The sequence below is a fragment of the Streptococcus oralis genome (assembly GCF_001983955.1).
Taxonomy (GTDB): domain Bacteria; phylum Bacillota; class Bacilli; order Lactobacillales; family Streptococcaceae; genus Streptococcus; species Streptococcus jiangnanensis.
Genome location: NZ_CP019562.1, coordinates 671,261 through 693,024, shown reverse-complemented (window position 1 = coordinate 693,024; position 21,764 = coordinate 671,261). Strand labels below are relative to the sequence as shown.

Below are 21,764 nucleotides of genomic sequence, written 5' to 3'. Positions count from 1 at the left end.
TTTCACAGCCATTTCGAATAGAGAAAAAGATTGCACCAAATGGTAACAATCTTTCTATTCTAATCCTTTTTATGCTTGTGGCTTGCGTAGGTAACCATAAACCACACCACTTACAATTGCGCCAACCAAGACAAAGGCAAGGTAGAGAAGGGCATTTGAAGTTAGAGCGATAACGAAGATTCCTCCGTGTGGTGCCATGAGTTTGATTCCTGCAAGACCAACGAGTCCACCTGCTACTGCTGAACCAAGGATAAAGCTTGGAATCGCACGAGCTGGGTCTGCTGCACCAAATGGGATCGCTCCTTCAGTGATGAATGACAAGCCCATGATGATGTTTGTCAAACCAGAGTTACGTTCTTCTTTGGTAAATTTATCTTTAAAGAGAAGAGTTGCGACAAAGATGGCAAGTGGTGGAACCATTCCTCCAGCCATAACTGCTGCCATGGCTACAGAACCACCTGAAGAAACAGTCGCTGCAAGCGTACCTGTACCAAAGACATAAGCAGCTTTGTTGACTGGTCCCCCCATGTCAACAGCCATCATGCCTCCAAGAACGATACCAAGAAGGACAGCTGAACCTCCTCCAAGACCGCCTAGGAAGTCATTCATAGCAGTGTTGATTGCTGCCATTGGAATGTTGACAGCCAACATAACAAATCCTGTCAAGATTGTTCCGAAAAGCGGTAGGATAAGGATAGATTTAGCACCTTCAAGTGAACGAGGAACTTTAACGTATTTCTTGATAGCAAGAACCAAGGCTCCTGCGATAAATCCACCAACAAGGGCACCTAGGAAACCAGATGAGACACCTGCAAGGGTTGAAGTTGCTTCACCACCTGCTGCATAAGGGATTTTACCAAAGGCAAAACCTTCTTTGGCAATAGCACCAGCCACGAAACCAGCTACCAAACCTGGTTTTTCAGCGATAGAGTAGGCTACGTATCCTGCAAAAACCGGAAGCATCAAGCCAAAAGCCGCGCCACCAATTTTCATGAACATAGAAGCTAGTTCATGGTAGGATCCGAGATTTCCAAGACTATCCTGTGGCACACCAAAAGCTCCGTCGATCAAGAAAGCAAGGGCAATCATGATACCACCACCGATAACGAATGGCAACATTTGAGATACACCACTCATCAAGTGTTTGTAGAAAGCACCACCGATACTTTGTTTTTCATTAGATGCTGTTGCAGCTTTTGCTCCATTAGCAGCACGATAAACTTCAGCATCTCCTGAAAGAGCCAAGTTGATTAATTCTTCTGTCTTACGAATACCGTCTGCAACTGGACGATTAACCAATGGTTTGCCATCGAAACGATCCATCTCAACAGCCTTGTCAGCAGCGATGATAACAGCTTTAGCCTTGCGAATGTCCTCTGCAGTCAATTGGTTCCCAACACCACTAGCTCCGTTTGTTTCAACCTTGATACCAACACCCATTTCAGCAGCCACTTTTTGAAGGGCTTCTTGGGCCATATAAGTGTGGGCAATACCTGTCGTACAAGCTGTAACAGCTACGATAAAGTCGCCAGATTCATTGGCAGGTGCTTGAACAGGCTCCTCAGCTTTTTCTGAAGCTTGGTCAAAAAGTTCAATAACTTGATCAGCTGATGTTACTTGGCGAAGTTTGTCAGCAAAACCGTCTTTCATCAAGTATTGAGACAATTCTGCCAAGGCTGCTAAGTGAGTATCATTGGCACCTTCTGGAGCTGCAATCATGAAGAAGAGGTCTGTTGGTTGCCCATCCAAGCTTTCATAGTCAACACCCTTGTTTGACTTTGCAAAGAGAACCGTTGCTTCTTTGACAGCAGAGTTCTTGCTGTGAGGCATAGCAATTCCGTCACCCAAACCAGTGGAAGTGAGAGCTTCACGCGCCAAGATCCCTTCTTTAAAGGTTTCAAAATCCGTCACATAACCATGATCTACCAAGCTATGAATCATCTCTTCGATGACAGCTGTTTTTTCAGTTGCCTGTAAATCCAGCAACATGACATCTTTTCTTAATAGGTCTTGAATTTTCATCGTTTTTCTACCTCAACTTTTTCATATGTTTCTTTAATAAATTCCGCTGTTGCCAAGTCATCCGAGAAGGTCGTTGCTGTTCCACAAGCTACTCCCCATTTGAAGGCTTCTACTGCGTCTTTTGATTTAACAAATTCACCTGTAAACCCAGCGACCATAGAGTCACCAGCTCCCACTGAATTTTTGACTGTTCCCTTGATAGGTTTTGCGAAGTAAGCTCCCTCAGATGTGACAAGAAGGGCACCGTCACCAGCCATGGAGATAATGACGTTTTGAGCTCCTTTGGCCAGTAACTGACGAGCATAGTTCTCGATCTCATCTAAACTTTCGAGTTTCACTCCAAAGATAGCTCCAAGCTCGTGATTGTTTGGTTTAACCAATAGTGGCTGGTAGTCCAAACTATCAATCAAGGTCTGTCCTTCAAAGTCACAAACCACTTGCGCACCAGTCTGGCGTGTCAAGGCAATCAAATCTTTGTAGATAACATTACCTAGATTCTTAGCACTTGAACCTGCAAACACCACCGTATCTTCTGCAGTCAGACTAGACAAAATAGCTTTCAATTCTTCCAGCTGAGCTGGTTCCACATTTGGACCAGTCCCGTTGATTTCTGTTTCTTGGTCTGCTTTAATCTTGACATTGATGCGAGTATCTTCTGCTACTTGGACAAAACGAGTTTCGATTTCTTCCTCTGAAAGGGTATCTGTGATAAATTTACCAGTAAATCCTCCGATAAATCCAGTCGCTGTATTTGGAATACCCAAGCGTTTCAAAACTCGACTGACATTGATTCCTTTCCCTCCAGCAAACTTATCATCACTGTCCATACGATTGACACTGCCGACTTGAACTTGGTCCAAGCGCACGATATAGTCTATGGATGGATTAAGTGTGACTGTATAAATCATACTTCTATTACCTCCGTTTTCTTCTTAATGGCCTGCAAGTGCTCATGCCCTTGACTTGTGATGATAATGGCGCGTTTAAGTGGTGCTACCTTGGCAAAGCAAGTTTGACCAATCTTTGACGAATCAACCAAGACATAGGTTTGTTTGGCATTCTCTAAAATAGCACGCTTAACGGCTCCCTCCTCCATATCAGGAGTCGTATAATAACCATCGTCCACACCATTCATCCCGATAAAGGCACGGTCAAAGTGCAATTGATTAATTTGGTTAAGAGCAACACCACCGATACATGCATCTGTTGCCATCTTGACACTTCCTCCAACCATGACAGTTGGAATCTGTTTTTCAACCAACTGAACCGCATGATGAATGGAGTTGGTCACAACTGTGATATTCTTATTAACCAATTCCTTGATTAAAAAAGCAGTTGTCGTTCCAGCATCAATAAAGATAACATCTTGTTCCTTAATAAGAGAGGCTGCTTTTTGAGCCAGTAGCTTCTTCTCTTGAAGGTTTTTGACAGATTTTTCTTGGATGGTTTCTTCTTCCTGCAAGGAGTGGGGCAATTCTGCTCCTCCATGTACACGGCGAAGCTTGTTCTCCGCCTCCAACTCATCCAAATCTCTTCGTACTGTCGATTCTGATGTTTCTAATAGACTAACCAATTTTTCTAAGGAAACTACATGATGTTGATTTAACTCCTCTAAAATCAGTTGCTTCCGCTCAGTTTTTAACACCAAACCACCTCCTGTTATCGTTTACACTATTCATTCTAGCACAATTTCTACCAAAGTCAAGCATTTTTTATCATTTTCTTTCAAATTCTATCATTTTTCTTATTTCCAAAATTTTTATTGCAAGATAAGTGGCTTTATGGTAGACTATTTGAGTAAGTATTGGAAGATTACTCAAGAGGCTTAAGAGGCCGTGTTGGAAACGCGGTAGGCGTGTAACAGCGTGCGTGGGTTCGAATCCCATGTCTTCCGTAGAATAAAGAAAAACTGCACCTTAATGCAGTTTTTTTTATCGCAAGCATTTAAAAATCAAATAATACAAACACTATATGATTTCATAAAACAAAAGGATATCGATTTCTAGGATACAGCAAAACGTTGTATCCTTTGTTGTATCCTTTTTTTGAAAAAGAATGCCAAACAATAAAAAAGATAAAAATAAAAACGCTGATTTATCAACGTTTTAGAAAGGTTTGCGAAATAATGCAAAATATATATGGAGCCGGTGGGAGTCGAACCCACGTCCAAACACCTGCCAACATATTTGTCTACAACCATAGGTTATGTATTGTTTTAACAGCTCCTCGACACATAACTCAAGCCTAGGAACTGCGAGTCTATTAATCTCTTATCAAACCACTAGACAAGGCTTGATCGTATCTCGCTAATCATAAGACCTGTCATTGAACACGAGCAATCCAAATCAGGTCACGCCTGCTGGTTTTTAGGCAGCTAGAGCGTAAGAAGTGTTATTTTTTGCAGTTATATTTAACTGAGCGTTTACGTCGCCACACGGGTTGCAAAATATGCCTCATAATGCCTGTCGAATCCGTAACGACCCCAAAATTATAGAACTATTATAACCTATCTTCATAAAAAATGCAAAATCAAGCCAATTCTTTAGAAAAGATACGTTTTCAAAGCATCTGATAAAGCTTGATAACCAGCTACACTCAGATGGAGACCATCCGTTGTATAGGCTGATTGAAGTTGTCCTTCTGAATCTGTCAAACTATCATAAATTGGTAGAAAATCTACTTGCATATAGGCGGAAGCTAGAGCCTCATAGACTTGATTCCATTCTCTGATCTTTTCATTGGTACGAATATATACTGTCTGCTTGTATTCTTCTCCTTCATTGACTGGCAGAATAGAAACAAGCTTTATTTGTGACAGCGGATAATCTCGGTTAAGCGATTGAATCACTCCTTCAAGATTATCCAAAGCTTCATTCATAGGAATACCTTTTCCGATATCGTTTGTTCCAATTAAGAGAACAATTTGATCGACAGCATCACCATAAAGATGGGCATCAAGATTGTCTAGTAGAAGCCCCGTCTGGTAACCTCGGATGCCTCGATTAACAATCGTCTTGGCAGTTCCCAACAACTCTTGAAGAGGGTAATACTCCACTATCGAATCACCAATAAAGATGATATCTGGCTCTAGAACAGATACTTGATTCAATTCACGATACTTGGTTTGAATCTTTGCCTGCTCCTTTAAGAGCCAATTCTCTAATAACTGTACTGCCACCCTATCCCTCTTTCTCTAACCAATTCTCTAGAACTTGATACACACCCGCCTGGCTGTTGGCTGGTGCCAGGGCAGTCGCAACTGCCTTGACATTATCATCTGCATTTTCCATAGCATAGGCAATTCCAGCCAGCTCTAACATTTCGATATCGTTTTCGCTATCACCAAAAGCCATGATTTGTTCTGATGTCAAATCCCAGCGCTTGAGTAATTTTTCCAATCCCCAAGCCTTGTGAACACCAGCTTGCAGGATATCAATACAGCCATAACCGCTAGAAACAGCCCTTACACGACCATCAAAAAGATCATTGATTTCCTGCAAAACTGAACTAGAACGTTCTTCACCAACGACCATGCTCATCTTTAGAACTCCTCCAAAGAGGTCTGAGTTTAGCTCATCCACAAAATTGGTCCTTTGGTAAAGTTTTTCAATCATCTCTGGAGTCATAAATTTTTCCAGGTCTGTAAAAACCGTTCCTTCCTTGACAAAACTCCCATTCATACTGGTAACGACGAACTGATCTCGACACTCCCTCCCTTTAAAATGAAGGAGAGCCTTGTCAACCATAGCATCATCCCAAGTCTGGGCCTGAAGTAGCGTATCATACTCAAATATACGAGCGCCGTTAGCAACAACCAAGATCACTCGACTCGCCAAGTGTTCTAATAATTGCCTCATTCGATGGACCTCATTTCCCGTCGCAATGACAAAACGGATACCTCGTTCATCTAATTGGTCTAAAATCTTTTCTAAACGTGGCAAGTCCAGTTGCCCTCTTGGATCCAGCAAAGTTCCATCCATATCCGTTGCAATCAATTTAATCGTCATCTCGTCTCCTTTAGGGCGAGTACCTACCACTTCAACCCTACATGTTCATTCATTTCTTTATAGGCCGTGTCAATTCGTTCCTTGGTCGCCTCGTCCAACTTGTCACGATGACTGCCTCCCTCGATGAAGTCCTCTAGGATATAGGTCTGATAGAGGAAAAGCGGATAGCCTTCTGGAGAGTAAGTCCCTTTGGGTGTTCGATTGACCCAAGTAGGATGCGCTTTGGCCGTTTCAATCCTTGTCTTTCCATCTTTTTTCTTAATGGTCACATCCATGAGAACACCGCGCTCCGTCCACTTGGCATTTTCCTCATCTTGCATGGTTTCAATGCGTTGATTTGAGAGGAAATTTCCCATGGAGTAGATGATCAGTTTTTTGTCACCATCTTTTTCAACTGTTTCAGCAGGTTCAACGACGTGAGGATGCCCTCCAAAAATAATATCGGCTCCCCAGTCAATCATCTTGTGGTACAGTGTTTTCTGTTCTTCCGTTGGTTCTAGCTGATACTCAATTCCCATCTGAGGCATGATGACAGTAATATCTGCTTCCTTCTCTGCACGCTCGATTTCTGCCTTCATCTTATCTTCATTCAAATCAGAAAGATAGCGATTATAGTCCTCTTGAGAGATATACTGCTCAATGCCATTAAAACCGTAAGAATAGGCCAGGAGAGCTACCTTGATACCATTGACTTCCTTGATGACTATAGGTGCTTGGTCTCGGGATTCATGTGTGTAGACTCCGATGGGTGTCATTCCAGCCTTTTCAATAGCTTGAGCCGTTGAAACCAATCCCTCAATTTGAGAATCCAAAATATGATTATGAGCCAAGTCTAGAACTTGGTAGCCTGCATCCTTGATCGCATCCATGACTTCTCCTGGAGCATTAAAGAGAGGATAACCTGCCAAATAGTGGTCCTTATTCACCGTTCCTTCAAAATCACCAAGCACTAAATCCGCTTGTTTGAGCCAGGGTTTTACATACTCAAAATTTTCATGGAAATCATAGGTCCCATCTTCTTTAAGAGCTGTTCGGTAGATAGGGATATGATAAAGAAGGTCACCATTTGCCATGATACGCGCCGTCGTTTCACCAGACTGATTTTCCTTGGATTGACTGGAAGTACTTGCAGAATCAAGAGTTTGGCTACCAGGGCTTGTTCCCTTACTACCTTGTACTGCTCGAACTAATAAGTTCCCCCCCATGGATAAGGCAACTGCAAGCAATAACACAATAATAAACTGGGCATTGGTCCAGGATTTATAATTCCGAAAGAAACCAATACTTTTCTCCAACAATCCATCAATAGGTCCATGAGACCGTCTATTTTGTCGCTTTTCCATCTGTATTCTCCCTTGCTCTCTTTTGCAAGTCTTTTCTTTTATTATACCACAGACAAAAGAGGAATACCGTTTATTATATTATTTTTTAGGAACTTCTGCGGCTTTCTTTCTCGCCTATTTTGTGTTATCATGTAGAGGTAATGAAAGGAGAGAAAATGTCTGCTATAGAACGTATTACAAAAGCTGCTCACTTAATTGATATGAACGATATTATCCGCGAGGGGAATCCGACGCTTCGCGCAGTTGCTGAGGAGGTCACTTTCCCCTTGTCTGACCAGGAAATCATCCTTGGCGAAAAGATGATGCAATTCCTCAAACATTCCCAAGATCCTGTTATGGCTGAGAAAATGGGGCTCCGCGGTGGTGTTGGGCTGGCTGCTCCCCAACTCGATATTTCAAAACGCATTATTGCCGTCTTGGTCCCAAATATTGTGGAAGAAGGTGAAACTCCACAGGAAGCCTACGACTTGCAAGCTATTATGTACAATCCAAAAATTGTCTCTCACTCTGTTCAGGACGCTGCTCTTGGCGAAGGAGAAGGTTGCCTGTCTGTTGACCGAAACGTACCTGGCTATGTAGTCCGCCATGCTCGCGTTACTGTTGACTACTTTGACAAAGATGGCGAAAAACACCGTATCAAGCTCAAAGGATACAACTCTATCGTTGTCCAACATGAAATTGATCATCTAAACGGAATCATGTTTTACGATCGTATCAATGAGAAAGATCCATTTGCTGTTAAAGATGGTTTACTGATTCTGGAATAAAGAAAATCCCGTTGCAAGACGGGGTTTTGTGTTATAATAGAGGCATGAAAACAAATGATATTGTCTATGGCATCCACGCCGTCACAGAAGCCCTCCTTGCAAACACTGGAAATAAACTTTACCTCCAAGAAGACCTTCGAGGTAAGAATGTTGAAAAAGTCAAGGAACTGGCTACAGAAAAGAAGGTATCCATTTCTTGGACTTCAAAAAAATCCCTCTCTGAAATGACCGAAGGCGCTATCCATCAAGGATTTGTCCTTCGAGTTTCCGAATTTGCCTATAGCGAGCTAGATCACATTCTTGCCAAAACGCGTCAAGAAGAAAACCCTTTGCTATTGATTCTGGACGGGTTAACTGATCCTCATAATCTAGGTTCTATCTTAAGAACCGCTGACGCGACCAATGTTTCAGGTGTCATCATTCCCAAGCACCGTGCTGTCGGAGTGACTCCTGTCGTTGCCAAAACGGCCACAGGTGCTATTGAGCATGTACCGATTGCGCGAGTGACCAACCTCAGTCAAACCCTAGACAAACTCAAGGATGAAGGCTTCTGGACCTTTGGAACGGATATGAACGGTACTCCTTGCCACAAGTGGAATACAAAAGGGAAAATCGCCCTCATCATCGGAAATGAAGGAAAAGGCATCTCTAGCAATATCAAAAAACAGGTCGATGAAATGATTACCATTCCTATGAATGGACATGTTCAAAGTCTCAATGCCAGTGTTGCAGCAGCCATTCTCATGTACGAAGTTTTCCGAAACCGACTATAAAAAAGTTTCCAATCAAGTGATTGGAAACTTTTTTAACTATGTTCAGTAATAAATTTGTAAGCTTCTTGACCTGCGATAGCCCCATCTCCAACTGCTGTTGTTACTTGGCGAAGATCTTTTTGGCGAACATCCCCAACTGCAAAGATGCCATCAACGCTAGTTTTCATGTGATTGTCTGTCACAATCCAGCCTGCCTGGTCTTGGATATTCAAATCCTTAACAAAATCACTAACAGGATCCAAACCAACATAGATAAAGACACCTCCAAAGGCTTGCTCTGTCACTTGACCAGTTTTCACATTTTCAAATACAACTGACTCTACTCGGTTTTCACCTTTGATTTCCTTGACAACAGAATCCCAGATAAAGTTGACTTTCTCATTTGCAAAAGCACGGTCTTGCAAAACCTTTTGGGCACGAAGTTGGTCACGACGGTGAACAATGGTAACAGTCTTGGCAAAGCGAGTCAAGAAGAGAGCTTCTTCTACCGCTGAATCTCCACCACCAACTACGAGCAAGTCTTGATCACGGAAGAAAGCTCCATCACATACGGCACAGTAAGAAACACCACGACTGTTCAGTTCTTCTTCTCCAGGAACCCCCAAAAGACGGTGTTTTGACCCAGTTGCTACAATGACAGTACGGGTTTCGTAAACTTGATCATCAGTGATGACCTTCTTATAGTCACCCTGGTCTTCAATATTTTCAACATAGCCATAAAGATGCTCCACTCCAAGGTTTTCAAGAGGTTCAAACATCTTTTCAGCCAATTCAGGTCCACTGATGTTGGCATAACCTGGATAGTTTTCAATATCAGATGTGTTGTTCATTTGCCCGCCTGGCAGACCACCTTCAATCAAAGCCACTTTCAGATTGCTGCGAGCAGCATATAAGGCAGCGGTCATTCCCGCAGGTCCAGCACCGACAATAATCGTATCGTACATTTCGATTCCTTCTTTCTTGTTGTAACTATCTTTATTCTAACTCATTCTTGCTAGTCACGCAAGGATTATGCCTTGAAAACCAAGAGCAAACTCATGACGGCAAAGGATAACACCGGAATGACCAAAACTCCAATCATAATCATATCATAGAGATGGGCTTGGCGAGCTTTGGCTGTCTTGTCCACACCAGACATGGCTCTCAATCCAATCCAAATCCCCAGAAAAGTCACGACAAGGATGGTCGTTAAGATCAAACTCTCGAAATACAAAGAAAATAGATGCAGTAGCATGATCTCTCTCGTTTCTATCTTTTTTAAAGAGTAAACTCAGCTAGTCCAACTAACTGAGTTTTCCTTTTTCTATTATATCAAATATAAGTCCGTTTGTAACTAGCGAAGAATTCTTTTGTCCGTTCTTCTTTTGGATGATTGATGATTTCATCCGGTGTGCCAGACTCGATGATTTTCCCTTTATCTAGGAATAAAACCTTGTCTGCCACTTGGGCTACAAAAGACATATCGTGACTGACCAAAATCATGGTCTGACCTGACTTGGCAGCATCTGCAATAGACTTTTCTACTTCACCGACCAATTCTGGGTCGAGGGCTGAAGTGGGTTCGTCCAATAGCAAGACATCTGGTTTCATAGCAAGCGCACGCGCAAGGGCAACCCGTTGCTTCTGTCCACCTGATAAGTGGCGAGGGTAATGGTTTTCACGGTCAGAAAGTCCAACCTTAGCCAACTCTTCCTTGGCGATTTTTGTTGCTTCCTCGTCCGATAATTTTTTAACGACAACCAAACCTTCCTTGACATTGTCAAGAGCTGTTCGGCGTTCAAACAAATTAAACTGTTGGAAAACCATAGATAACTTGCGACGAAGGGTTAGGATCTCTTCTTGGCTAATCTGCGAAAAATCAACTTTAAAATTGTCAATCTGAATCGTTCCACTATCTGGAGTTTCAAGGTAGTTCAAACTACGAAGAAAGGTTGATTTCCCAGCTCCAGATGAACCAATCAAAGCCACTACCTCACCTTTTTGAATATCCAAGTTCAGATGATTCAAGACTGTCTGTCCTGAAAAGGATTTGCTTAAATTCGAAATCTTAATCATTAACGAAGGTCTCCTTTCACATCTGTAGACACTGTATCCGGTGCTGAGATAGCCATTTTTCTCTCGATGAAACGGCCGAGGCTTTCAATTCCGATATTGACTACCCAATAGACAAGGGCTACGGAGATGAAACGTTCAAAATAGCGATAATCAGCTCCACCTAAAATCTGTGCTTGGGCAAAGACCTCCACAACACCTGCGCTAAAGGCTAGAGAAGTTCCCTTGGTCAAACCGATAAGGGAGTTGATCAAAGTCGGTGTCGCCACAACGGCCGCATTTGGAATAATCACACGACGATAAACTTGAGCTCGAGTCATACCCAGACTACGCGCCGCCTCAATCTCACCTGGATTAACAGAAAGGATAGCTGCACGAATCGTTTCACTTGCATAAGCCGCCTCATTAAAAGCAAAGGCCACAATCGCAAAAAATGCCGCTGGAATCGCATTGATATTGAGACCAGTTCCCCATTGTTGGTTGATAGCTTTCAGTGCCAAAGGAATTCCGTAGTAGGTCAACATAAGTTGAACTAGGATTGGGGTACCTTTTAAGAAGCTGACGAAAAAGGCTTGCAAGGGATATAAAATCCTAACACGATTGATCTTAACAATGGCAAAAATCAGGGCAAGCAGCAAACCAAAGAGTGCACCTCCAAGCGTCAACATCAAGGTTGTAGGCAATTGTTGGACAATCCTTGGAATTCCATCAAAGACCGAACGCAAACTAAAGAGCTTACCATCCGGAATGAGTTGCATCAAACTTTGGTACCAATCTGATGCTAAAAATGTTGTAACAGTCATAAAAACATCCTCTCCTGATAATGATTCATTCTACCATACTTCTGCTCGCAAGCAAATTATTTGCTACGGGCTACTCAGACTTTGTCTATCTTCTAGTTTATCACACTTTAAAACAGGGAGGCTATATATTTTACCTATCAAGGAGATAAATAAAAACTATCTCAAACCTAAGTCCTCATAGGGTTTTCTATAGCCGATTTGTTTAACAGCACCATTCTCCACCAAAATGGGACGTTTCAATAACATACCATCACTCGCTAGAAGCTTGGCTGCTTCTTGTTTTGACAAACTTCCCACCTTATCTTTCAAGCCCAGTTCACGGTATTTAATCCCGCTAGTATTGAAAAATTGTTTCACTTCAAAACCGGAAGTTTCCAACCAGTCCAAAATGACGTCTTCACTTGGTGTTTCTTCTACGATGTGGACAGCTTTATAGTTCACACCGAGTTGGTCTAGTTCATTTTTTGCTTTCTTACAAGTTGAACATTTTGGGTATTCGATAAATTCTAACATCTTCTTTTCTTTCTATTTTTTATTTTCTTGAAATGCTACACCTTCATGTTGCAAGAGCCAGGCTTTTTTTTCGACTCCAGATGCATAGCCTGTCAAGCGATTGCCTGATCCTAGCACCCGATGACAGGGTACGAGGATGGACCAAGGATTACGCCCCACTGCTCCGCCAATCGCTTGGGCAGAAGCCACTTGCAAGTCTTGAGCTATTTGTCCGTAAGTTACTGTTTGACCATAAGGAATGGCCTGTAAGTAAGCCCAGACCCGGTTTTCAAAATCCGTTCCAATGGGAGCCAAAGGTAAGTCAGATAGATCCTGAACACTGCCTTCGAAATAGGTATCTAAATAGGAAATAACTTGCTCTAATACAGGATGGCCAGCAACTTCTTCTATCGTTTCGTCTCCTAATCCCCTCTCAAAATGAGTTTGGTCCTGTACCCAAATTCCATACAGATATTGCTCGTCAGCAACTAAGGATAAGGTCCCAATTGGCGACGGGTAGAGCATTTTTGCGTACTTTTTCTGCTTCATTTTTTTAATTTCTGATAGGCCAAGCGTTCCCCATCAACTGGAACCTTACCGACCTGACTAAATCCAAGTTTTTCAAAGATATGCTGCATGGTCTTGTTTTCTGCATGTGTATCTGAACGAAAATCTAGGTAATCAAAACCTTCAATCAAGCCTTCTAGGAAAGTCTGCGCAACTCCTTGTCCTTGGACATCTGTTGCGACAGCGATACGGTGAAAGACCAGATATTCTGATTCTTCCCCCTGCCAACTTCCTTCATAAATGGCTTCATAGGCTTCCTCTGGGTTCTTGGTCACAGCAGCATAGGCTAACAGTTCTCCCTCTTCTAAGGCCACATAGGCTTGACCAGAGATGATATCATCAATAATGATTTCGGCATTTGGATAGCCATTTTGCCACTGGTCACTACCAGAATTGGCTAAACACTTTTTGGCATCCTCCATCACCTGCATAATCGCATCTACTTCGTTTGGAAAAGCTAAACGAATCTCCATCTCTTCCCCTCATTTCTAACTAGTTTCTCTCATCATAGCATAATTTAAAGCTTTCTACAAGCAGTTGAAACTTGACTTTTGTTTTTTATTATTTTATAATCTAGTTATTAAAACTAGATAAAAAGGAGTTGGAAATGAATTCTAACTTTTCCTACCCAAAATGGGAAGACATTCCAAACATTGACCTCTATCTGGATCAGGTTTTACTTTATGTCAATCAAGTCTGTGCTCCTATCTCTCCAGATAAAGACAAGGGGCTAACAGCATCCATGGTTAATAACTATGTCAAAAATGGTTACTTGACAAAGCCAGACAAGAAAAAATACCAACGCAAACAGATTGCTCGTTTGATTGCCATCACCACTCTCAAGTCTGTCTTTTCGATCCAAGAAATCGCTCAAACACTTAATACTTTACAAACTCAAGCGAACTCAGACCAGCTCTACGACGCTTTTGTAGACTACATGAACCATGGGATTGATCCAGAAAATCCTATTATCCAAACTAGCTGCCAAACGGTTAAACTCTATCATCAAACTCTAGACTTAATCCTTATCAAAGAAGAGGAGGAAATCCAATGAATACCAGTCTAAAACTCAGTAAAAAACTCAGTTTTGGAGAGGAAATTGCTAATAGCGTGACCCATGCTGTGGGTGCCGTTATCATGCTCATCTTGCTCCCTATTTCATCCACCTATAGTTATGAAGCACACGGATTTTTATCATCTTTTGGTGTTTCAATCTTTGTTATCAGTCTCTTTCTCATGTTCCTCTCGTCAACCATTTACCACTCTATGGCCTATGGTTCGACCCACAAATACGTCTTGCGAATCATCGACCATTCTATGATTTACGTGGCTATCGCAGGCTCATATACGCCGGTCGTATTGACTTTGATGAATAACTGGTTTGGCTATCTGATCATTGCCATTCAGTGGGGAACGACCATCTTTGGCATCCTCTATAAAATCTTTGCTAAAAAGGTCAATGAGAAATTCAGCCTTGCCCTTTACCTGATTATGGGCTGGTTGGTTCTGGCTATCATTCCTGCCATTATCAGTCAAACAACACCAATTTTCTGGAGTCTCATGGTAACTGGCGGACTCTGTTATACAGTTGGAGCTGGATTTTACGCTAAGAAAAAACCTTATTTCCACATGATTTGGCATCTCTTTATCCTAGCTGCGTCTGCACTCCAATATATTGCCATTGTTTATTACATGTAAAAAAGTTGAGAATCTTTTCTCAACTTTTTTCTTTACACATATTGATAAAGTACTGGTGCAAGCGAGCATCATCTGTCAATTCTGGATGAAAAGAGGTTACCAGCATATTCTGTTCTTGCGCAGCAACGATTTGATTATCAACTGTTGCTAGAATTTCTACACCCTCTCCAACACTACTGATAATCGGTCCACGGATAAAAGTCATGGGAATCTGACCGACTCCCTTACATTCTGCCTCTGTATAGAAGCTTCCTAGTTGGCGCCCATAAGCGTTGCGCTCAACCACTATATCCATGATTCCAAGATGACTTTCTTCCTGAGAAGTGATTTCCTTAGCTAGCAAGATTAAGCCCGCACAAGTTCCAAAGACTGGTAATCCAGATAGAATGACTTCTCGGATAGGAATCAACATCTGTTGGTCACGCAAAAGCTTGCCCATGGTTGTAGACTCACCGCCAGGTAATATCAAACCCGACAAGTCACTCTGATGTTGTTGAAAATCATCTAAATTTCTGATTTCGACACCAGTGACTCCTAATTTATCTAACACTTTTGCATGCTCTGCAAAGGCGCCTTGCAAGGCTAATATTCCGATTTTCATCTATTTTCCTCGCTCTGCCATGAGAATTTGAATTTCATTCTCATTGATACCAACCATGGCTTCCCCTAGGTCTTCAGAGATTTGAGCCAAAATTTGAGGATTTTGGTAGTTGGTTACGGCTTTGACAATAGCACTTGCTCGTTTAACAGGATCTCCTGACTTGAAAATACCTGAACCGACAAAGACGCCCTCTGCCCCCAATTGCATCATCAGCGCAGCATCTGCAGGTGTTGCCACACCTCCGGCTGCAAAGTTGACAACTGGTAATTTTCCGTGTTCATGGACGTATTGGACCAATTCTACAGGGACTTGCAAGTCCTTGGCAGCCACATAAAGTTCATCTTCGCGTAGATTTTGAATACGGCGTATTTCCTGATTCATCATGCGCATATGACGAACGGCTTGAACGATGTCTCCTGTACCCGGTTCTCCTTTTGTCCGAATCATGGAAGCTCCTTCAGCGATACGACGCAAGGCTTCACCCAAGTCCTTAGCTCCACAGACAAAAGGAACTTGGAATTCTTTCTTGTCCACATGAAAACGGTCGTCTGCTGGAGACAGCACTTCACTCTCATCGATATAGTCAATCTCAATAGCCTCTAAAATCTGAGCTTCAACAAAATGCCCGATTCTGACCTTGGCCATCACTGGAATGCTGACCGCTTCTTGGATTTCCTTAATCATCTTTGGATCGCTCATGCGGGAAACCCCACCGGCTGCACGAATATCAGCTGGAATCCGCTCCAAGGCCATAACAGCTGCCGCACCAGCAGCCTCTGCGATACGAGCCTGTTCAGGGTTCTGAACGTCCATGATAACCCCACCTTTGAGCATCTGTGCCAAGTTTTTATTTAGTTCATAACGATTTTCAGTCATTTCTTAATCCTCATCACTTGTATTAGTAGCTACAGTTTTATTTTAAGCTAGAAATAGGAGAAGAACAAGATGAAATAAGCTGGATTGTATGGGTACAAATGGATTAAAAAAAACTATCTGACCTTAATTTAAGGCCAGATAGCTCAGCTATTGTTATTTTTCAGCTGTAAGTGCAGCCATTGTAATATAATTGTATGGTTTGTTAAAGTGTGGCAAGAAGAATAGGTCTGTCAAAGCCAATTTATCAATGGTTACATGCTCTTGGATAGCAAGTGAGAACATGTGGATTCCCATACTGATAGCAGCATCATGTGAAACCATTTGTGCACCAAGGATTTCGCGGCTGTCTTTGTCAAAGACAATCTTGATGGCAACTTCGTGGTTGTCATGTTTGATAAATTCTGGTTTTTGAAGATCGTTAAAGCCTGTTTCAGTTGCATTGTAACCAGCAGCTTTAGCTTTTTCAAGAGTCAAACCAGTTGAAACCATGTGAAGACCGTAGATTGAGATACCGTTTGATCCTTGTACACCGATTCCTTCAAGTTCGTGTCCACAAGCGTTATAAGCACCAACGATACCAGTACGAACAGCGTTTGAAGCAAGCGCGATGTAGCTAGTGTCTTTACGAGCGTTGTCATAAACAGTCGCACAGTCACCTACTGCATAAACACCTGGAATTGATGTTTCTTGTTTCTTGTCTACAAGGAAGGCACCGTTACGGAAGAGTTCAATCTTACCATCAGCAAGAGCTGTGTTTGGACGGAAACCAACTGCAAGAACAACCATATCCACATCAAATGTTTCTTTGTCTGTTACCAAGCGTTCAACTTTACCATCACCTTGGATAGCTTTTACTGTTTGACCAAGTGCCAAGCGGATGTTGTTGTCTTCCAAGTTCTTCGCCATCATTTGAGTGAAGTCTTTGTCGTAGTAGCCGTTCAAAACAGTGTCTACGATGTCAACAAGAACAACTTCTTTTCCAAGACGTTCGAAAGCTTCAGCAAGTTCAACACCGATATAACCACCACCAACAACTGCGATGCGCTCAAGGTGTTTGCTCTTGTCAGCAAGTTTTTCGATAACTTCTTCTGCGTTTTGGTACAACTTAACAAATTGTACATTTTCAAGAGTTGCTTTGAATTCGCGGTTGCCCTTAACGATTTCAACACCTTCGATTGGAGGCAAGATTGGAGTTGAACCAGTTGCAAAGATCAATTTGTCATAAGACTCTTTGTGTTCTTTACCTTCAACTTCTGCAGTCACAACTTTGTTATCGTAGTCAATTGAAAGAACTGGTGAGTTCATGTAAACTTTAGCACCTTTTGCTTCCAATTTTTCTTTATCAGAGTAGAAGAGACCTTCTGGGCCATCAATTTGTTCCCCGATCCAAAGCGCCATTCCACATCCAAGGAATGAAATATTTGAGTTTTGGTCAAATACTACGATTTCGTTCTCATGTTCGAAGTTGTCCAACATCGTATTAATACAAGCTGTACCAGCGTGGTTAGCACCAACTACAACGATTTTACTCATAGAAAAATTCCTACCTTTAATTTTTGATTTACCTTTCTAGTATACCATTTACTGTTAGCGTTTACAAGGTATTTGCTCAGAATTCTCTTTTTTTCAGAAAAAAATACACTTAACATTGATAAATCTAATTTTTCTATCGTTTTCATATTAATTCTGAGCATATTTCTTGACTTTTTGTTAAAATTTATTTGTGAAAACGCTGACTTTATGTTATGCTAGAAACATGGAAATAAAATGTAAGGGGTTCAATTTTTGTTTAACGACCTTATATTGAATGATTTCCTATAAAGAGAAAGGAGTTGGTAGCTTGCCTCTTCGTTCACGTTCTGAACGACTAATGGGAACAACTATCACTATTTCATTAGTAGATGAACAGGTAGATTGCCTGCTTCAAGGAGCCTTTAATTTACTCAGAGAGCTCGAGTACCGCTTCAACGCCAACAGTCAAGAATCCGAATTGATGGAAATCAATCACCAGGCTGGAATTGCTCCGGTCAAGGTCCATCCTGACTTATTTGAACTGATTGCTCTTGGGTTAGAACATAGTCTAGCTCCATCTAGCCATCTAAATATCAGCATTGGCCCCTTGATTCAAACCTGGCGAATCGGTTTTTCAGATGCTCGACTCCCCGAGCTAAACGAAATCGAAGCTGTCTTGCCTCTAGTTGACCCGCATTTTATCAAGTTAGATCCCGCTAGCTCTACTGTATTTTTAGAGAAGAAAGGAATGAAGCTTGATTTAGGTTGTTTAGCCAAGGGCTATAGTGCAGATAAGGTTGCCCAGTATTTGAAAACACACGGTGTCACCTCTGCCTTGATCAATCTCGGAGGAAATATCCTCACCATCGGGAATAACCAAGCCAAAGAAGGGAAAGCCTGGCAGATTGGGATTCAAGATCCGCGAAATCCTCGTGGCAATCATCTCCTAACCATCCCAGCTTCTAACAAATCCGTTGTCACTTCAGGTATCTATGAACGCCACCTGACAGTAGATGGAAAAGACTACCACCATATTTTTGATAGCGAGACAGGATTCCCTGTCGAAACAGAGCTCGCTAGCCTAACGATTATCTCAGATAAATCCGTCGATGGTGAGATTTGGACAACCCGCCTATTCGGAGAACGTAGCGCTTCTATCCTCTGGCAAGTCGAAGGTTTAGATGGTATCGAAGCCATTCTCATCGACAAAGAGGGGAACCTTACATGTTCTTCAGGCCTTTAAATTTGTATTATGTAAAAAGAGAAAGGAAATCTCATGCTAAAACTTATTGCCATTGTTGGAACGAACTCTAAACGTTCTACAAACCGCCAATTGCTCCAATACATGCAAAAACACTTTGCGGATAAAGCTGAAATTGAACTTGTTGAAATCAAGGACATTCCTGTTTTCAACAAACCAGCAGATAAACTTCTTCCTGCTGAAATTCTTGAAATTGCTGCTAAAATTGAAGCATCTGATGGTGTCATCATCGGCACCCCTGAGTACGACCACTCAATCCCTGCAGTTTTGATGAGCGCTCTTGCTTGGCTATCTTACGGTATCTACCCACTTTTGAACAAACCAATCATGATCACTGGTGCTTCTTACGGAACTCTTGGTTCATCTCGTGCGCAATTGCAACTTCGTCAAATCTTGAACGCTCCTGAAATTAAGGCAAATGTTCTACCAGATGAATTCTTGCTTTCTCACTCTCTTCAAGCATTTAACCCAAGTGGTGACTTGGTTGACCTTGATGTCATCAAGAAATTGGATGCCATCTTTGATGACTTCCGTATCTTTGTGAAAATTACTGAGAAATTGCGCAATGCGCAAGAATTGCTTCGCAAAGATGCAGAAGAATTTGACTGGGAAAATTTGTAAGATAGGAGACCGAAAGAATGAAATTTGTTGGACTTGTTGGATCAAACTACGATCAATCATATAACCGCAAACTCTTGGAATTTATCCGTCGCAATTTCAAATTCAAATTTGAATTAGAAGTCCTTGAAATCGACGAAGTTCCAATGTTTAACCAAGACGAAAAATGGGACGAAAGCTTCCAATTGCGTTTCTTGTATAACAAGATTACACGTGCTGATGGTGTCATTATCGCCACTCCTGAGCACAACCACACTATCTCAGCTTCGCTCAAATCTGTACTTGAATGGCTTTCATACGAAGTTCATCCATTTGAAAACAAGCCTGTTATGATTGTGGGTGCATCATACTATGACCAAGGAACATCACGTGCCCAGGTTCACCTTCGTAAAATCCTTGACGCTCCAGGTGTCAATGCCTACACACTTCCAGGAAATGAGTTCCTTCTTGGTAAAGCCAAAGAAGCTTTTGATAACAATGGAAACATCACCAACGAAGGCACTGTTAAATTCCTTGAAACTTGCTTAGATAACTTTGTTAAATACGTAGGAGTCGTTTCGAAATTGAAAAAACCAAAACCAATCGAACCAGAAGACTTGGATTGTGGAAAACCAATTGCTACAACCATTACAGAAGTTGACCCTGATGATCCAGAATGGGTAGAAAAAGTTGCAGCAATCACTGGTGCTGTTTCTGGTGATACCTATGTCAAATTGGACCACGGTATCCTGACAGTTAACCAAATTGATATGTTCTTGAAAGCTATGCCATTTGAATTGACATACGCTGACGACAACAACCAATTCCTCTACTACAACAACGCTCACCAAGATCCAGACACCATGTTTGCTAAACGCGTACCACCTCAATCAGGTAGCCGTATGTCGACTGTTCATGGTTCTCTTCCACCAGCTCGGATGAAGAATGTAGAGTGGGTTATCGGAACACTTCGCAACGGAAACCAAGAATACGTCCGCACGATCGTTCCAGGTTCTCCTGCAGGTGTCATCAACACCCACAACTACCAAGCAATGTACTATCCTGATGGATCATACGCTGGAATCAATGAAATCGTCTTTAACTTCCAACCATGGCTTGACTGGTACTTACAAGAAACTGGTCAACGTTTGGTAGGTGGTAGCGGACCATTTGCTCCTGCAGCTGGAGGTCATGGAGACGCCGATGCTACTTCTGGCGCTTCTGATACTCCTGACGGCGGAGGTCATGTAGGCGCTGACGCTACTTCTGGCGCAAGCAACTAAGAAATCAAAAGGAGCCTAATGGCTCCTTCTTTTTTGTTAATAATCATAACCACCCGTCAAACGGGTGGTTTGCACCAGGGCTATAAGCCCAAATTACCAGCCAGCGCCTAAAGGCGCTGGCTTTCACGTTGTTCAAGCCTCATTGCTCTTGACTCGTCACTTGCCTCTTAAAGAGGCTTTAGTATTACTTACCACTATCCCTAAAGGGATCCTCATATTCTTTTACACTTAATTTATCTAGTGCTATATCATACTTTTCCTGTTCTTGAATATATTTCTTAATTGTGGCTTCATTAAGCCCTACTGTACTTACATAATAACCTTCTGCCCAGAAATGCCGATTCCCAAACTTGTACTTGAGGTTGACGTGTTTGTCAAACATCATGAGTGCACTTTTACCTTTTAAATACCCCATGAAACTTGAAACACTTATCCTCGGTGGAATACTGACTAACATATGTACATGGTCTGGCATTAAGTGGCCTTCGATAATCTCAACACCTTTATAACTACATAATCGATGGAATATTTCTCCCAAACTGCTTCGATATTGATTATAAATTACTTTTCGTCTATACTTAGGGGTGAACACAATGTGATATTTACACATCCACTTTGTGTGTGATAAACTATGTGCCTTTTGTGCCATATTTTTCTCCTTTCGCTTTACAATTGGCTTGAACACCTTTATTGTATCGCGTTTGGAGTTTTTTGGTCTAACCTTCGATGCGCACCCGCATAGCGGGTGGTTTATTTGTCTCGCACCTTGCGGAGCGAGACGGACTAATAGTCACATAACAAAAAGGGTTTTGTAGATCATCTACAAAACCCTTGAATTTTATGAATTTGGATCATCAAGACTACGGCCGTGCAAACCTTTTTCACGTTGTACTTGACGTAGTTTTTCTGGTGTAACGTCATTTCCTTCCTCGTCCACAACTTTGAATCCTTCAATGTGGTGACGAACAGAACGACGATAGCCTTCGATATACTCCTCACGAAGTTTAGCTTGTTCCACTTTTTCAGCAGAGGTTAAGCCTTCTGTTTTTTTCTTTTTTGCAAGCTCGTTGATACGAGCGATTTTTTTCGGATCCATTTCTTCTCCTTTGT

At 42.0% G+C, this 21,764-nt stretch carries 25 protein-coding genes, 1 tRNA gene and 1 other RNA gene; 8 read left to right on the top strand and 19 right to left on the bottom strand.

The window, feature by feature from the left end; genetic code table 11:
* Positions 1–69: 69 nt before the first annotated feature.
* From BWR56_RS03275 to BWR56_RS03265, 3 genes are read right to left on the bottom strand one after another with little or no spacing between them, the layout of a single operon-like run.
* Entirely contained in the window at positions 70–2,022 is a 1,953-nt protein-coding gene (locus BWR56_RS03275) for a PTS fructose transporter subunit IIABC (RefSeq protein ID WP_049506061.1), read from the bottom strand.
* Entirely contained in the window at positions 2,019–2,930 is a 912-nt protein-coding gene (gene pfkB, locus BWR56_RS03270; protein WP_049506063.1) for a 1-phosphofructokinase, read from the bottom strand. The genes BWR56_RS03275 and pfkB overlap by 4 nt, the downstream gene beginning before the upstream one ends.
* Entirely contained in the window at positions 2,927–3,667 is a 741-nt protein-coding gene (locus tag BWR56_RS03265) for a DeoR/GlpR family DNA-binding transcription regulator (RefSeq protein WP_049506065.1), read from the bottom strand. The genes pfkB and BWR56_RS03265 overlap by 4 nt, the downstream gene beginning before the upstream one ends.
* A 161-nt stretch (positions 3,668–3,828) precedes the next feature.
* Here BWR56_RS03265 and BWR56_RS03260 point away from each other — a divergent pair.
* Positions 3,829–3,916, top strand: a tRNA-Ser gene (locus BWR56_RS03260).
* 242 nt (positions 3,917–4,158) lie between these two features.
* On the opposite strand, the gene ssrA is transcribed toward BWR56_RS03260, so the two are convergent.
* The 4 genes from ssrA to BWR56_RS03240 all read right to left on the bottom strand — a co-directional run bounded on the left by ssrA (position 4,159) and on the right by BWR56_RS03240 (position 7,372).
* Positions 4,159–4,506: a transfer-messenger RNA gene (ssrA, locus tag BWR56_RS03255) on the bottom strand.
* Between the two features lie 58 nt (positions 4,507–4,564).
* Complete coding sequence (locus tag BWR56_RS03250; RefSeq protein WP_049506067.1) at positions 4,565–5,200, bottom strand: SGNH/GDSL hydrolase family protein; 636 nt, start codon at positions 5,198–5,200, stop codon at positions 4,565–4,567.
* 1 nt (position 5,201) lies between these two features.
* Positions 5,202–6,029: a Cof-type HAD-IIB family hydrolase gene (locus BWR56_RS03245; RefSeq protein WP_049506070.1), complete on the bottom strand. Its 828-nt coding sequence runs from the start codon at positions 6,027–6,029 to the stop codon at positions 5,202–5,204.
* A 23-nt stretch (positions 6,030–6,052) separates the two neighbouring features.
* Positions 6,053–7,372 (bottom strand): CapA family protein, encoded by a 1,320-nt coding sequence (locus BWR56_RS03240; RefSeq protein ID WP_076984455.1) that lies wholly within the window; start codon positions 7,370–7,372, stop codon positions 6,053–6,055.
* Between the two features lie 155 nt (positions 7,373–7,527).
* On the opposite strand from BWR56_RS03240, the gene def reads away from it, so the two are divergent.
* Together def and rlmB are read left to right on the top strand one after the other, a co-directional pair.
* On the top strand, positions 7,528–8,139 hold the full coding sequence (def, locus tag BWR56_RS03235; RefSeq protein WP_042767740.1) for a peptide deformylase: 612 nt from the start codon (positions 7,528–7,530) through the stop codon (positions 8,137–8,139).
* A gap of 44 nt (positions 8,140–8,183) precedes the next feature.
* On the top strand, positions 8,184–8,912 hold the full coding sequence (gene rlmB / locus BWR56_RS03230; RefSeq protein WP_076984454.1) for a 23S rRNA (guanosine(2251)-2'-O)-methyltransferase RlmB: 729 nt from the start codon (positions 8,184–8,186) through the stop codon (positions 8,910–8,912).
* A gap of 32 nt (positions 8,913–8,944) precedes the next feature.
* On the opposite strand, the gene trxB is transcribed toward rlmB, so the two are convergent.
* The 7 genes from trxB to BWR56_RS03195 all read right to left on the bottom strand — a co-directional run bounded on the left by trxB (position 8,945) and on the right by BWR56_RS03195 (position 13,299).
* Complete coding sequence (trxB, locus tag BWR56_RS03225; protein ID WP_049506075.1) at positions 8,945–9,856, bottom strand: thioredoxin-disulfide reductase; 912 nt, start codon at positions 9,854–9,856, stop codon at positions 8,945–8,947.
* 65 nt (positions 9,857–9,921) lie between these two features.
* A complete protein-coding gene (locus BWR56_RS03220; RefSeq protein WP_049506076.1) occupies positions 9,922–10,146 on the bottom strand; it encodes a DUF4059 family protein in 225 nt (74 codons plus the stop codon).
* A gap of 77 nt (positions 10,147–10,223) precedes the next feature.
* Entirely contained in the window at positions 10,224–10,967 is a 744-nt protein-coding gene (locus BWR56_RS03215) for an amino acid ABC transporter ATP-binding protein (RefSeq protein WP_000590997.1), read from the bottom strand.
* Positions 10,967–11,767 (bottom strand): amino acid ABC transporter permease, encoded by an 801-nt coding sequence (locus BWR56_RS03210; protein WP_049506079.1) that lies wholly within the window; start codon positions 11,765–11,767, stop codon positions 10,967–10,969. Before BWR56_RS03210 ends, BWR56_RS03215 begins: the two co-directional genes overlap by 1 nt.
* A 156-nt stretch (positions 11,768–11,923) precedes the next feature.
* Positions 11,924–12,280 carry an arsenate reductase family protein gene (locus tag BWR56_RS03205; protein WP_049506081.1) on the bottom strand — a complete coding sequence of 119 codons (357 nt, stop codon included), beginning with the start codon at positions 12,278–12,280 and terminating at the stop codon, positions 11,924–11,926.
* A gap of 12 nt (positions 12,281–12,292) precedes the next feature.
* Entirely contained in the window at positions 12,293–12,808 is a 516-nt protein-coding gene (locus BWR56_RS03200) for a methylated-DNA--[protein]-cysteine S-methyltransferase (RefSeq protein ID WP_049506082.1), read from the bottom strand.
* Positions 12,805–13,299, bottom strand: coding sequence for a GNAT family N-acetyltransferase (locus tag BWR56_RS03195; protein WP_049506084.1), 495 nt, complete (start codon positions 13,297–13,299; stop codon positions 12,805–12,807). Before BWR56_RS03195 ends, BWR56_RS03200 begins: the two co-directional genes overlap by 4 nt.
* A gap of 134 nt (positions 13,300–13,433) precedes the next feature.
* On the opposite strand from BWR56_RS03195, the gene BWR56_RS03190 reads away from it, so the two are divergent.
* Positions 13,434–13,880 carry a DUF1836 domain-containing protein gene (locus BWR56_RS03190; protein WP_049506086.1) on the top strand — a complete coding sequence of 149 codons (447 nt, stop codon included), beginning with the start codon at positions 13,434–13,436 and terminating at the stop codon, positions 13,878–13,880.
* A complete protein-coding gene (gene trhA, locus BWR56_RS03185) occupies positions 13,877–14,524 on the top strand; it encodes a PAQR family membrane homeostasis protein TrhA (RefSeq protein ID WP_001097972.1) in 648 nt (215 codons plus the stop codon). Before BWR56_RS03190 ends, trhA begins: the two co-directional genes overlap by 4 nt.
* Before the next feature lie 19 nt (positions 14,525–14,543).
* Here trhA and pdxT read toward each other — a convergent pair whose 3' ends face one another.
* The 3 genes from pdxT to nox form a co-directional block, all read right to left on the bottom strand.
* Complete coding sequence (gene pdxT / locus BWR56_RS03180) at positions 14,544–15,125, bottom strand: pyridoxal 5'-phosphate synthase glutaminase subunit PdxT (protein ID WP_049506088.1); 582 nt, start codon at positions 15,123–15,125, stop codon at positions 14,544–14,546.
* A complete protein-coding gene (gene pdxS / locus BWR56_RS03175) occupies positions 15,126–16,001 on the bottom strand; it encodes a pyridoxal 5'-phosphate synthase lyase subunit PdxS (protein WP_000138520.1) in 876 nt (291 codons plus the stop codon). It lies immediately after the preceding gene.
* A 153-nt stretch (positions 16,002–16,154) separates the two neighbouring features.
* A complete protein-coding gene (gene nox, locus BWR56_RS03170; RefSeq protein WP_076984453.1) occupies positions 16,155–17,534 on the bottom strand; it encodes a H2O-forming NADH oxidase in 1,380 nt (459 codons plus the stop codon).
* A gap of 307 nt (positions 17,535–17,841) precedes the next feature.
* Between nox and BWR56_RS03165 the strand changes: the two genes are divergently transcribed.
* The 3 genes from BWR56_RS03165 to BWR56_RS03155 are packed head-to-tail and all read left to right on the top strand — an operon-like array spanning position 17,842 to position 20,654.
* Positions 17,842–18,756: an FAD:protein FMN transferase gene (locus tag BWR56_RS03165; RefSeq protein ID WP_049506096.1), complete on the top strand. Its 915-nt coding sequence runs from the start codon at positions 17,842–17,844 to the stop codon at positions 18,754–18,756.
* 33 nt (positions 18,757–18,789) lie between these two features.
* Complete coding sequence (locus BWR56_RS03160) at positions 18,790–19,395, top strand: NADPH-dependent FMN reductase (RefSeq protein ID WP_000915929.1); 606 nt, start codon at positions 18,790–18,792, stop codon at positions 19,393–19,395.
* Between the two features lie 17 nt (positions 19,396–19,412).
* Positions 19,413–20,654 (top strand): NAD(P)H-dependent oxidoreductase, encoded by a 1,242-nt coding sequence (locus BWR56_RS03155; protein ID WP_049506092.1) that lies wholly within the window; start codon positions 19,413–19,415, stop codon positions 20,652–20,654.
* Between the two features lie 184 nt (positions 20,655–20,838).
* Here BWR56_RS03155 and tnpA read toward each other — a convergent pair whose 3' ends face one another.
* Both tnpA and BWR56_RS03145 read right to left on the bottom strand, forming a co-directional pair.
* Positions 20,839–21,303, bottom strand: a complete 465-nt coding sequence (tnpA, locus tag BWR56_RS03150; protein WP_049504985.1) for an IS200/IS605 family transposase — start codon at positions 21,301–21,303, stop codon at positions 20,839–20,841.
* A gap of 189 nt (positions 21,304–21,492) precedes the next feature.
* Positions 21,493–21,750: a DUF896 family protein gene (locus BWR56_RS03145; protein WP_049504983.1), complete on the bottom strand. Its 258-nt coding sequence runs from the start codon at positions 21,748–21,750 to the stop codon at positions 21,493–21,495.
* Positions 21,751–21,764 lie beyond the last annotated feature (14 nt).